Origin of the sequence: Citrifermentans bemidjiense Bem, from assembly GCF_000020725.1 — a bacterium.
Classification (GTDB): Bacteria; Desulfobacterota; Desulfuromonadia; order Geobacterales; family Geobacteraceae; genus Geomonas; species Geomonas bemidjiensis.
Map to the genome: position 1 here is coordinate 2,750,917 of NC_011146.1, position 12,546 is coordinate 2,763,462.

Sequence of the window (12,546 nt, forward strand, 5' to 3'; positions counted from 1 at the left end):
TTATAAATCCGTTGCCGATTCTTTGTCAAGACTGTTTACTCTTTGCCGAGAATTAAAAAATAATAAGGAATGATGAGGCGCGGGCTAGTGACTGTCGCAGCATCGGCATCGCTGCAGCGATTGTGGCTGGAGGGATTTCGGCAAGTGGCAGGAAAGCTCACGGGCCAGTGCAGGAGTAGAGAGGGAAGTACCAAGAAAAGCAAACGTGCAGCTATGAGCTGGGAGCCTCTGTCACAGCCGCAGGCACAAAGAGAATTGGAATCGTCGCACGTCGGGCTACTTCATTGGCGGTACTCCCCAGAATCAGTTCTGTCAGCATCCCCTTCCCCTTTCCGCCCATAACTATGGCGGTGAAGGTCCCCTTGTTCATGCTGGAGAGAATCTCCTCCGAAGCCCTGCCGTGTACGAGGTCGATGCTTACCTCTGCCGCCCCCAGCCTTTCGAGTCGACGCTTTTTCGCCTCCAGCAGGTACCAGCACTCCTCCTCGCGGCGGCGCTCCGTTTCCGGCTCTTCGTCCCTTGCTTCCATGACGTGCATAAGCGTCACGGAACAACCGGTCTCCAGTGCGACCTTGCCCAGGAAATCCAGCGCCTTCTCAGCTGTCTCCGAGTAATCGGTGGGGAAAAGTATGCGGGAGAAGATCTTGCGGCAGGAAGCACCCTCCTCCCCGGTTTTGCCGAGATCCAGACGGTCCAGAAGCAGGGGGTGCCTGGTTGTCCTCAAAAGCTCCCTTGAGACGCTGCCGAGCGCAGCCGAGAGGAAGAGCCCCTTGCCGTGGGATCCGGCGAGGATGGCGTTGACGCCGTGATCTTTCGCGGCCCGCTCCAGCATGGCGGCAGGCGGGCCCAATAGGCTCTCTACCGCAACCTTCATCCCAAGCATCTCCAAGGCATCCCTCTGCCTCCCCAGCACCGCGTCAACATCGACCGGTTGCACAGGCAGCACCTCGACCGCGCCGGTGGCATCTACTACTTCGGTAACGTGGACGAGGACGACTTCCTCCGTCCCTATCTCTTTGAATGCCCGGGCGCACTCAATGAGCTCGTCGGATGCTGGAGTCAGATCGGTGGCCAAAAGAATTTTCCAGAACATGGCGCCTCCTATGACAGTTGTTACGCTTTCTATTTTCTCCCCATGCAGACAAATTTTCAAGTGACGGCGGCACGAGCGAGGATGCTCTTTTCACCCACTGACAGCATCCGAAACAAAACCTTTCGATGTGACAAGCGCAACAGGTATCCCATGAGTTTCGCTATTTCCACTGACTGACTCTGCTGTTTGACGTGAGGGAAAATTTCAGGTAGATTCACGCGCCACAACGACTTCGAAGCATGGGGAGGATAGCATGATCGATCTGCTACGCAAGCGGCGGAGCATTCGCAAATACACGCAGGAACCGGTGTCGCCAGAGGCTATGGAGGCGCTCAGGGAAACTGCGCTCCGCGCGCCGTCATCCAGGGGGATCAACCCATGGGAGTTCATCTTCGTGGACGACCCCGCGCTATTGAAGCAACTGGCCGGAGCCAAGCAGCACGGCTCGCAGTTCGTGGGGGGAGCGCCCCTCGCCATAGTGGTCTGCGCGGACAGCTCCAAATCCGATGTTTGGGTGGAGGACTGCTCCATCGCGGCCATACTGCTCCAGTTCACGGCACTCTCCCTGGGACTTGGGAGTTGCTGGGCACAGATCAGAAACCGCGACCACGATGCGAACAGGAGCGCTGAAGAGTACCTGCAGCAACTGCTGGGGCTACCGGAGCAGGTGAAGGTTGAGTGCATATTGGGAATCGGCCACCCCGCCGAGCGGAAGATTCCACTGGCGACAGACAAGCTGCAGAGGGAGAAGATCAGAAAGAATCACTGGTGACATAGCATTGCGATGCCGGCACGATCGTTGACAACACCTATGAAAGGTACTACAGTCGCGCAGCTTAAATTTCTTTCACCATCAGCAAGTTCTACAGCAGGAGCACTTCGACGCGTCGTTTGCATAAAGGGAGATAAAGGTGCGGGAAAAACTCAGGGAGATGGGGTACGTCGTCTCTCACAGCATCCACCGGGACAGGTTTTTGAAGAATCTCGACGTCTGCGTCAGGTTCAAAGGGGCAATAGTAGCGGAGGCATGCTTTACCGATGACGGCGACTCGGCCTACTGCCACCATGTGAAGGTTGAGCCGGAGTTCAGGCGCAGGGGGATCGCAACCGCCATGTACCAGTACGCCGAATCCGTATTCCTAAAGAAACTTGAGAACCACTGGCACGACGACCCGGAGACCCAGAGCCCCGAGGCCATGGCATTCTGGGCTCAACCGCACCGCCCTTTCGGCCCGCCGTCGGAATGAGGATGAAGACGGCGTCCGCCCGCCTTTGATTACAAGAAAAGGCCCGCTCGTCAGCGGGCCTTTCTTCTTTTACTCCACTGCTGTTTCCCCGTTGTCAGTGCCTGTTGAGGACGCGCAGTGTCTCGTTCGCCTCCTGGAGCTTCCGGTTCAGGAGCTTCAAATCGTCCTTCGTGTAGGTCGTCGCCCCTTGTTCGTTGATCATCACCTGCAGCTTCTTGATCTTGTCCTGGATGCTGTCCACCTCCTGCCCGCAGTCCTTCAAGAGCATTTCGCATTCCTTGGCGCATTGGTCGTCGTGGATTTTCGCGTTGTGTCCCTCAGCTGCCATAGCCGGAGCTGCCACCGCAAACATGGATACCGCCAAAAGCATTGCCAGTTTCTTTTTCATCGTTACATCCTCCTTTGGATTGTCTGTTCTAGTTTCACGACAACCACAACTTTGCATCGCCTATGCCAGACCGTAACCAGTTGAAAAGACCAGGATCAAACCGGAAGCCTGGCAAAGAATAGAGAATATTCTACAACGTCACGTGGCATATTCTCTAACCTGCTCCAAGTACCACTGGGTGCAAAGCTGGAGCTTTGGGTTGCCTTGGGTTCCCAAGCTGGAGCTTGGGAACCAGAGAAAAAATCAAGGCGCGATGGTGAATTGGCCTGTCTCCCCTCGCCCTTTGGGAGAGGGGCGGGGGTGAGGGCGACACCTATAGCGACAGGGGATGGACAGGTACAGAAGAGGGCGGCTGGAAAGAAAGGGTTTTTACGACGGCCGGGGGGGCAACGGGGGTCAGCGGGGAAAAAGTCGGCACATCCTGGAGGAGGGTCAGGATGTGCCGGATAACATGTCAACCGCCTGTTAGATTCCCCCTAATAGTCGTGAGGAGCAACTCAAGGGACTCTTCCATCTTTTGTTCCAGCGCTCGACGCTGGCTGCCGGTCGGGGCCGGCGTTTCTTCCGCAACTTCGAAAGCTGCGACTTCTTCTACTGAGGGACGCCCGCTCGCGAGCAATTCGTAGTGCACATGAGGACCCGTGGACCTACCTGTGTTTCCAGAATAAGACAATACGTCGCCTGCTTTCACCAACTCGCCGGCGCTCACCTTGACTGAGACATTGTGGCCATAGAGGGTTCTGTCACCGTTGCCGTGCTCGACGACGACGGTGGCGCCGTAACCGCGACGCTCTCCTGCGAAGACGACCCTTCCCTTGCGGGTAGCCCGGACCGGGGTGCCAACGGGGACTGCGATGTCGATGCCGCGATGAAAAGCGAGCTTGCCGCTGCCAAAGGGATCGACCCGCCAACCAACTCCTGAGGTCACGACCCCGTCCACGGGCAGGGCGAGGTCGGCCAGGGCGACGGCGGGGAAAGTGCAAAGAACGAATGCGGCTATCGGCAAAACCCTCATGCAACCGGCTCCTGAGGCGTAATTTCGGCTCCGCTAACGAAACCGGTTACAGCTCTTAATCAAGTACCGTGCCCAGAAGGGAGCAGCAATGACAAGCTGCTGTTTTGCTGTAGAAGACCGACCTGCAGCAGCGCCCGCTGTGGCTCTGGAAGCACGCCTGCTGAAGAATATTCGCTCCCCGCTTGACGAATATTCCACAAGAGAGCGGGCCGCTTTCAAACGGTTCCCACAGTTAGGCCCCGGGGAACCTTTAGATTTTCATGTTGACTTAAAAGCTGGGCATTGATATTCAGCTGTCTCGGTATTAACTGCAGTGGCTATAGGAGAGAAACATGAAGGTTCGTGACAGCGGCATGCCTGACGAGGAGATGTGGACCACTTTTTTCGATCCCGCCGCCATCTTCGGTACGCTGCAGATGGACCAGGGGCTGCACGACCTGGTGGAATTCGGCTGCGGCTACGGCACCTTTACCCTCGCCGCGGCGGGCATGGTCACGGGAATCGTACACGCGCTAGATATAGAACCGGAACTGGTGGAGCTGCTCAGAAAGAAATGCGCGGAGGCCGGTATCACCAACGTCAGCCCCACGCTGCGCGATTTTATCGGAGAGGGAAGCGGGCTGAATGCGGGTTCGATGGATGGCGCCCTGCTCTTCAACATCCTGCACCACGATGAACCGGTGGCCCTGATGCGGGAGGCTTACCGCGTGCTGCGTCCCGGCGGAAGGCTCGCCGTCATCCACTGGAACTACGATCCCACCACGCCGCGCGGCCCCTCCCTGGAGATTCGACCGAAACCGGAGCAGTGCGTCGCATGGGCAAAGGAGGCGGGATTTTGCTTCAACCAAGGTGGCAGCCACGACCTTCCCCCCTATCACTACGGCTTGATCTTCATAAAGCCCTGATGCGAGTTTCATCGACCTTCTCCAGCCAATACCTGCCAGATGCGCTCGGCGGCCCTGCCGTCCCACAACTGCGGTACCCTGGCCCGCCCCCGCTTCTCCAGGCTTAGCCGGTATCCCGCGAGGATCTTTTCAGGTGCCGTACCGGCAAGGACATTGGTCCCAATCTCTACCGTGACAGGACGCTCGGTATTCTCCCGGATAGTTACGCAGGGAACCCCAAGCGCGGTGGTTTCCTCCTGGAGCCCTCCGCTGTCGGTAAGGACAGCTTCGGCGTCTTTCCAGAGAAAGAGCGCCTCCCGATAGCCAAGCGGCGGCAGGAGGACCACCTTGTCGCTCAACTCGATGCCGTGTGCGCTCATCATATTCCTGGTGCGAGGATGGACCGGGAAGAAGATTGTCCTTTGGCGGGCCAACTCGTTGATGGCCTCGGCGATCCCCGCGAACGTCTCCCTGGAGTCCACATTGGAGGGGCGGTGCAGGGTGAGAAAGAGATAGGTCCCCGCCTCCTTCTTGAGACGGTGGCTATCGAAGCTGGATAAGTCTATCCCCTCCAGAAGCTTCACCTGCCGCAACAGGTTGTCGATCATCACGTGCCCCACCGCATGAATCCGTTCCGGTTGTTTTCCTTCCCTAAGCAGGTTCTCTACGCCGCTTTCCTCGGTAACGAAGAAGCTGTCGGAGATGGCGTCGGTCACCATGCGGTTGATCTCCTCCGGCATGGCCAGGTCGAAACTCCGTAACCCCGCCTCGACGTGCGCCACCGCAACCCCGCACTTTTTCGCCACGATACTGCAGGCAAGGGTCGAGTTTACGTCACCCACCACCAGCACGAGGTCTGGCGATTCCTGCAGGCAGACCTCTTCGAAGGCGACCATGATGGCAGCCGTTTGCTCCGCGTGGCTTCCCGAGCCGACGTTCAGCGAATAGCGCGGCTCGGGTATTTCCAGTTCAGCGAAGAAGGTGCCGGACATCTCCTTGTCGTAATGCTGTCCGGTGTGAACGATGCTGCATGCCACCGAAGGGTAGTCAAGGGAAGCGCGGTAAATAGGAGCGATCTTCATGAAATTGGGCCTGGCACCTGCGATGAGAAGGACGTTCATTAGGTTTCCTCCGAGATCCGGCGGCAAGAGCCGGGTTAGAGTTAGGTAGGGCGAAACGGTGTGCAAGGGGACGGGCGTCGTGGTCGCAGCAGCCTGACCCCTGAAAAACATTACTGAGTTTTAACATTCAAGAAGGTAAATGCAACCCGGACTCCGGCGGTCGGTTAGGCTGCAGGTGCAGGTCCTCTAGTAAAAGTAAGGTGCAGCGGTTGCGGTTTTCATTGATATAATAAAAAAACAAGCGACTCTCCTATCATGAGCAGAGGGTGAAAAGCGCTCTCACGAAGGACCTGAGATGGCACAGCCCCCCCACCCTCTCCCTCTGGGCGGTACCCGCCACCCCCCCTTATTTGAATCTAATTAGGACACAAACAACATTTTACAAAAGGAGATTTTTTTATTGACCAAGGGGAGACAAATAAATACTATCCGTGATGTCGATCACTTGGTCCCGCAGTCGGCGTTTTACGGCTCGCCGCTTTGCCGCTTATCAGGAAGCCCAAGGAAGCCCTGGCACTTTTATTCCGCAAGAGGAACAGCCATTTGCCTTTGCAGATTCTCCTCATAAGCGACAACGCTTCTTTTGCGGACTACTTGAACCATCTCCTGGGCGAGGCGGGACATGCGGTGACGACGCTCGACGACCCAAGCCAGGGATTTCGCGAGGTCCGGCGGCAAAAACCGGAGCTGATCATCCTCGCCGTTGAGCCGGCTAAGATTGCGCCTTTGGCGGTCGAGCACCGCGTCCATACGCCGAAACCAAGAGTCATCCCGGTGATAGTGATCTCGGAATGCCTGAGGCTGGAAGCAGAGCTCTTGCACGTATTCGATTTCATTCCCAAGCCACTCCAGATAAAACGTCTTTTCGACGACCTCACCTCCCTTGCGCAGAGAAGCGCGCCGTCGTGCACGCCTCACGAGATCGATGATGATCTTTGCTGCGAATTCTCCAAACACATCCTTAGTTGCACGGGACTCCATTTCGAACAACGCAACCGCGCCGCGCTTTTGCGCGGGCTCGCCAAGCGGATGCACGCCCTGCGCATCGGCAGCTATCGCCAGTACCTGGCCTACCTCAAGCTGCACGGCGAAGACCGCCACGAACTGCAGAAACTGCTGCAGTTCCTCACGGTGGGAGAAACCTACTTTTTCCGCTATCCAGCCCATTTCGCCGCCCTCAGAGAGCGTTTCATCCCGCCCCCCCCCGTAGACCGGCCGATAAGGATCTGGTCGGCCGGATGCTCTACCGGCGAGGAGCCGTATTCGATAGCGATCACCCTGATGGAGGCGCTCCCGGACTGGAGGGACCGCGACATCAGGATCATCGCCACCGACATCAACAACCGTTCGCTCAAGCTGGCCCGCGAGGGGGTTTACTCCTCCTGGTCGCTGCGCATTACTCAGGGGGAGCAGATCGGTCGCTACTTCGACCGGGTCGGGCAGAGCTTCCTGATCAAGGACGAGGTGAAACGGCTGGTCCATTTCTGTCACCTGAACCTATCTGGTCCGGGCCGCGACGAGATGTGGCAGGATCTTTCTGCGCTTGACGCCATTTTCTGCCGCAACGTGCTCATCTACTTCACGCCGCAGGCAGCCGACCAGGTGCTGCGGTGCCTCGCCGGCGCGCTGAAGGTTTCCGGCCAGCTCTTCCTTGGGCACGCCGAGACGCTCTTGCAGCAAGACAGCGGTCTTGAGATACGGCGCCAGGGGAAAACCTTCTTCTACCTTAAAACCGCGCCCCGCACCTCTCAGACGCCCCAGCCCCCGCCCTGCGCGAAAACGGCGCCGCAAGCCATACCGGAACTGCCGGAACTGCCGGCTGTACCGGCACAGGCGGCGCCCAAGGCGGTTTCACCTCCCCTGCCGGCGCCCTTAGCCCCGCCCTCCCCTGCTGCGCTTGGCGTCGCAGCGGCCCGCGAACTCTTCGACCAGGAGGAATTCGACCGGGCACAGGAGCTTTTGGACCGGATACTGGCGGAAGATCCGTCTAACGCCGCTGCGCTGGTGCTGGTTGCCTTCATCCTGGCGGGAAAGGGAGAACTGCAAGAAGCGCTCAAGACCTGCAGCAGAGCCCTGGAACTGAACGACCTACTGCCTGAAGCATACTTTCTCAAAGGGGTAATCCTCGATGCCGAGGACCGCCTGGCCGAGGCGGCCGACGAGTACAGAAAGGCGCTCCTTTTGGAGCACGAGTTCGTCATGCCGCGCTACCACATGGGGAGGCTGCATCTGAGACTGGGGCGCCAGGCGGAGGCGGCGCGCGAGATCAGAAACAGCATCAGGATCCTCGCCCGGCACGACGGCAACGATACCGTCCCCTTCTCGGGCGGCCTTACCCGGGCCGTCTGCATGATGCAACTGCAAAACGCCCTGGCGCAGGTCGCCTGAGGCGTTCACCTTTTAGCGGCACAAGGGGTACCAGATGACGGGAAAAGAGGAAGCCTACGACATCCGCAGCATCCTGGGACAGATGCGGGATGAGTACTGGCAGGCGCTTTCCGAAGAGGAGGTGCAGGCCAGGGAAGTGCTGGAGTGCCTGGTCTTTACTTTGGGGGGCGAGCGCTTCGCCTTCGAGACGCAGCATGCCTGCGAGGTGATCCGGGTACCGAAGCTGATCCGGGTGCCCGCGGTGCAGACGCTTATCGCCGGAATCTTCAACCTGCGCGGCGAGATCACCGCCGCCATGGACATCCGCCCGATGCTGGGGCTCGCCCAGCCCGAGATCGGCGCCGCCGGAAGGATAGTGGTGGTCAAAAGCGACCGGTTCGCCACCGGCATCCTCATCGAGGCCGCACACGGGGTGCAGGGGCTTTGCTGCGACGGTTTCGAGCCTGCCATGGCGGGAGGGGCGAAGCGTTTCGTCAGGGGGCACTTCAACGAGCAGGACGGCTCCATCATCCTTTTAGACATGGAGGCGCTCCTCGCCGCGCCGGAGATCGTGGTGGGCGAGGGATAAAGCAAAAGGTTTTCCATTTGATTTCAATTTAAACGGGGATGAATATGTCCAACAAGCTATCGGTAAAGATCGTCAGCGTCCTGATCATGGTCATGATCGTCATCATGACCGCCTTCTCGGTGTACTTCGTCCGCTCGCGCAGGCAGAACATGGAGGAGGAGCTCCTCTCCAAGGGGCGGATCCTGGCACAGACGGGGGGCAAGTCCATGGAGCGCATCCTGGCCGAGGCGATAGCCAACCGGAAGCTCACCATGGAACAGCTCTTCGACGAGCGCTACGTCCCGATCCCCAACACCGAGCCGCAGAAGTACCACACCAAGTACGACAGGTTTCTGGACGAGGCGGTCCAGGCCCTGGAGGATGAATTCCTCAAGGACGACCAGATCGTCTTCGCCGCCGTCGTGGACCGAAACGGCTACCTTCCGACCCACAACAGCAAGTTTTCCGCGCCGCTCACCGGCGACCGGGAGCGGGACAAGAACGCCAACCGGACCAAGCGCCTGTTCCAGGACGAAGTGGGGCTTGCCGCGGCAAGGAGCCTCGCCCCCTTCCTGAAGCAGGTATACCAGCGCGACACCGGCGAGAAGATGTGGGATCTGTCGGTACCGGTAAACGTCCAGGGGAAACACTGGGGGGCCTTCAGGATCGGCTTCTCGATGCAGAAGACAGAGCAAAAAGGGGCGGAGCTCAGAAACGAGATCGTGCTCAGCATGCTGGTCATGCTGATCGCCTGCTCGGTCACCATCCTCCTCGTGGTGAGCCGCGCGGTGAGGCCTTTGGCCAAACTGACCGCGGCCGCCCACCGCATCACCGGCGGGGAGTTGGACGAGACCATCCCCGTGGAGAGCAACGACGAGATCGGGACGCTGGCCGAGGCCTTCAACACCATGACCACGGTGATCGTGCGCGACCTGAAGGAAGAGATCGGCCGCAGCGGGCGCCTGATCGCGTCGGTGAAAGAGGCGGTGATCCAGCTTTCCAGCGCGGCCAACGAGATGATGGCGATCTCGGCGCAGCAGGCCTCGGGGTCGACCCAGCAGGCAAGCGCGGTCCAGGAGGTGACCACCACCTCGGAGGAGATCGCCATCACCGCCAAGATGATCACGGCCAACGCGCGGAGCGTCGAGACCGTGGCCGAGGACACCACCAGCAACTGCAACAACGGCCGCGGGGACGTGACCAACGCCATCGAGGGGATGGGGCGGGTCCGCAGCCAGGTAGAGAGTATCGCCCGCAGCATGCTGGAATTGGGAGACAACAGCCAGAAGATCGGCGGCATCGTGGAGATCATCGACGAGATCAGCGACCAGACGAACCTTTTGGCCTTGAACGCAGCCATCGAGGCCGCAGGGGCCGGGGAGGCGGGCAAGCGCTTCGCCATCGTGGCGCACGAGGTGAAAAGGCTCGCCGACCGCACCGTCGAGGCGACCCGGCAGATCAAGGGGCTGATCAGCGAGATCCAGAGCGCCACCAACAACACCATCATGGTGACCGAGGAAGGGACCAAGGCGGTCGACTACGCCTCCAGCCTCGTGGACAAGGTGCAGCTCTCCTTCGCCTCCATTGTGGGAACGGCACAGGAAACGGCGCGTACCGCCAAGGAGATTTCGCTCTCGACGCAGCAGCAGACCTCGGCCTGCGAACAGATGGCCGAGACCATGAGCGAGGTGCGCGACGTGGCGCAGCAGGTCGCCATGTCTGCGACAGAAACCGAACGGGCCATCGCCGAAATCCTGGAACTTGCCGAAAGGCTCAAGGAGATCACGGAGGAAGAGGCGTAGATGGGAAGCCGCTACCTCGAGATCTTCTGCCGCGAGGCCGAAGAGCATCTTGCCTCGCTGCAAAGCGGGCTCCTGGTCCTGGAAAGGAACCCGGAGCGGAGCTCGCTTTTGCACGAGCTCTTGAGGAACGCGCACACCCTGAAGGGATCGGCGCGCATGGTGGGGCTATCCGACATAAGCGCCATCACCCACACCATGGAGGAGCAGCTGAAGGGGATGGAGCGGGGGGAGCGGCAGGTTGACGCAGACGCCATCGACCTGCTTTTGAAAGGCGCCGATGCCGTGGCGCTGATCACCTCGGCGCTTTTGCGCGGGGAGGTCCCGGACCTCGACGTGGAGCGCTTCGTGGCCGAGTATGACCGCGGCGAGCTTACCCGCCCGGCGCCCTCCGAAACCCGCGAGGCCGCGGCCGAACAGCAAAGCGAGACGGTGCGCGCCAACGTCAAGACCCTCGACCACCTGGTGAACCTGATCGGCGAGATGATCATCAACAAAAAGCGGCTGGAGGCGAAGCTCTTAACGCTCAAGGAGATCGCCGCCTCGCTTCCCGCCGACCAGGCTCAGTCCCTCACCCTGTTTCGCCGCGACCTTGAGGAGGACGTCCTCTACCAGGACTACCTGATCCAGGAGCTGCACGAAAAGGCGATGGCGCTCAGGATGCTCCCCTTGAGAAGCATCTCCGACGGCTTCGAGCGGCTGGTGCGCGATCTGGCCCAGCAGTTGGGTAAGGAGGTCCGGCTCCAGATCACCGGGCACGGCATCGAGATGGACCGGGTGCTTTTGGAGGGGCTCAAGCCGATGCTGATCCACCTCCTTACCAACGCCGTCTGCCATGGCATCGAGTCCCCGCACGAGCGTACCGCGGCCGGCAAGCCGCGCGAGGGGGTGGTATCGCTTTCGGCGCGCCACGAGGGGCGCTCGGTCATCGTCGAGGTCGCCGACGACGGCAAGGGGATGGACCCGGCCAGGATCAAGGCGGCGGCCCTGGCGAAGGGGGTCATCGACCCCCGGGAAGCGGAGGCGATGGGCGACGAGGAGGCCCTCTACCTCACCTTCTGGCCCGGCTTCTCCACCGCCGAGATCGTCACCGACATCTCGGGGCGCGGCGTCGGCATGGACGTGGTGAAGCGGAACATCGAACGGGTCAAGGGGAACATCACCCTGACCAGCGAGAAAGGGAGCTTCTCGCGCGTCACCCTGCAGCTGCCGCTCACCCTCTCGGTGATCGAGGCGCTCCTGATCCAGTGCGGCGGAGAGGACTTCGCGGTTCCCCTCAACTACGTACAGGAGATCCTCAAGGTGCGCCCTGAGGAGATCTCGGTGTTGGGAGCGGGCGAGGTGATCAAGGTGCGGGGGGTTACCACTCCCCTTTACAGCCTCGCCGCGATGCTGGAATTGCCGCGGCAGACAAAATCCTGCGCGACGCTGGCGGTCATCGTGCTGAAGCTGGCCGACCAGCGCATGGCCTGCCTCGTGGACGCGCACCTGGGAAGCTCGGAGGTCGTGGTCAAGGGGCTGGGGAAGCAGTTTCGCAACGTCAGGTTCCTGTTCGGCGCCACCATCATGGGGGACGGCAACCCCGCCCTGATCCTGAACGTCCCCGACCTCTTCTCGGCAGCGGCAAACGACGGGCGGAGAGCGACCCGCAGCGGCGCGGAACTGGACGAGGAGCGGCGTTTCAAGGTGCTCGTGGTGGACGACTCCATCACAACCCGGACCATGGAGCAGAGCATCCTCCTCACCCAGGGGTATGACGTGGTGACGGCCGTCTCCGGTGAGGACGCCTTGCAAAAGTGCGCGGATGAGGATTTCGACCTGATCATCTCCGACGTGGAGATGCCGGGTATCAACGGCTTCGAGCTGACACGGGCCCTCAGGGAGTCGGAGCGCTACCGGGAGATCCCGATAATCATCGTCTCGTCGCTGTCGCGCGACGAGGACAAGAGGCAGGCGCTGCAGTCAGGCGCGCAGGCGTACATCGTAAAAGGTGCCTTCGACCAGGGGATGCTCCTGGAGACGGTGCAGATGCTGATCGGCTGACGGCAACGATTCGGCGGGGAC

11 protein-coding genes are annotated in these 12,546 nt (G+C 60.2%); 7 read left to right on the plus strand and 4 right to left on the minus strand.

Annotation, left to right across the window (positions count from 1 at the left end):
• Positions 1–211 precede the first annotated feature (211 nt).
• Complete coding sequence (locus tag GBEM_RS11875) at positions 212–1,093, minus strand: universal stress protein (RefSeq protein WP_012530805.1); 882 nt, start codon at positions 1,091–1,093, stop codon at positions 212–214.
• A gap of 253 nt (positions 1,094–1,346) precedes the next feature.
• Between GBEM_RS11875 and GBEM_RS11880 the strand changes: the two genes are divergently transcribed.
• Positions 1,347–1,865, plus strand: coding sequence for a nitroreductase family protein (locus GBEM_RS11880; protein ID WP_012530806.1), 519 nt, complete (start codon positions 1,347–1,349; stop codon positions 1,863–1,865).
• A gap of 139 nt (positions 1,866–2,004) precedes the next feature.
• Positions 2,005–2,340, plus strand: a complete 336-nt coding sequence (locus tag GBEM_RS11885) for a GNAT family N-acetyltransferase (RefSeq protein WP_012530807.1) — start codon at positions 2,005–2,007, stop codon at positions 2,338–2,340.
• 94 nt (positions 2,341–2,434) lie between these two features.
• Here the strand turns inward: GBEM_RS11885 and GBEM_RS11890 are convergent, their stop codons facing one another.
• Together GBEM_RS11890 and GBEM_RS11895 are read right to left on the minus strand one after the other, a co-directional pair.
• Positions 2,435–2,728, minus strand: coding sequence for a hypothetical protein (locus GBEM_RS11890; RefSeq protein WP_012530808.1), 294 nt, complete (start codon positions 2,726–2,728; stop codon positions 2,435–2,437).
• 454 nt (positions 2,729–3,182) lie between these two features.
• On the minus strand, positions 3,183–3,743 hold the full coding sequence (locus GBEM_RS11895) for a M23 family metallopeptidase (RefSeq protein ID WP_012530809.1): 561 nt from the start codon (positions 3,741–3,743) through the stop codon (positions 3,183–3,185).
• Positions 3,744–4,075: 332 nt separating this feature from the next.
• Here GBEM_RS11895 and GBEM_RS11900 point away from each other — a divergent pair, with 332 nt between their 5' ends.
• The gene (locus GBEM_RS11900) at positions 4,076–4,648 is read left to right on the plus strand and encodes a class I SAM-dependent methyltransferase (RefSeq protein WP_012530810.1); all 573 of its coding nucleotides are present in this window, start codon (positions 4,076–4,078) and stop codon (positions 4,646–4,648) included.
• Between the two features lie 8 nt (positions 4,649–4,656).
• On the opposite strand, the gene wecB is transcribed toward GBEM_RS11900, so the two are convergent.
• The gene (gene wecB / locus GBEM_RS11905; RefSeq protein ID WP_012530811.1) at positions 4,657–5,748 is read right to left on the minus strand and encodes a non-hydrolyzing UDP-N-acetylglucosamine 2-epimerase; all 1,092 of its coding nucleotides are present in this window, start codon (positions 5,746–5,748) and stop codon (positions 4,657–4,659) included.
• 543 nt (positions 5,749–6,291) lie between these two features.
• Between wecB and GBEM_RS11910 the strand changes: the two genes are divergently transcribed.
• Genes GBEM_RS11910 through GBEM_RS11925 form a run of 4 tightly spaced genes read left to right on the plus strand, consistent with a single transcriptional unit; the run spans position 6,292 to position 12,525 of the window.
• Positions 6,292–8,136: a CheR family methyltransferase gene (locus GBEM_RS11910; RefSeq protein ID WP_012530812.1), complete on the plus strand. Its 1,845-nt coding sequence runs from the start codon at positions 6,292–6,294 to the stop codon at positions 8,134–8,136.
• A 34-nt stretch (positions 8,137–8,170) separates the two neighbouring features.
• Positions 8,171–8,704, plus strand: a complete 534-nt coding sequence (locus GBEM_RS11915; protein WP_012530813.1) for a chemotaxis protein CheW — start codon at positions 8,171–8,173, stop codon at positions 8,702–8,704.
• Positions 8,705–8,748: 44 nt separating this feature from the next.
• Positions 8,749–10,485: a methyl-accepting chemotaxis protein gene (locus GBEM_RS11920; RefSeq protein ID WP_012530814.1), complete on the plus strand. Its 1,737-nt coding sequence runs from the start codon at positions 8,749–8,751 to the stop codon at positions 10,483–10,485.
• The gene (locus GBEM_RS11925) at positions 10,486–12,525 is read left to right on the plus strand and encodes a hybrid sensor histidine kinase/response regulator (RefSeq protein WP_012530815.1); all 2,040 of its coding nucleotides are present in this window, start codon (positions 10,486–10,488) and stop codon (positions 12,523–12,525) included. It begins immediately after the preceding gene.
• Positions 12,526–12,546: the final 21 nt, after the last annotated feature.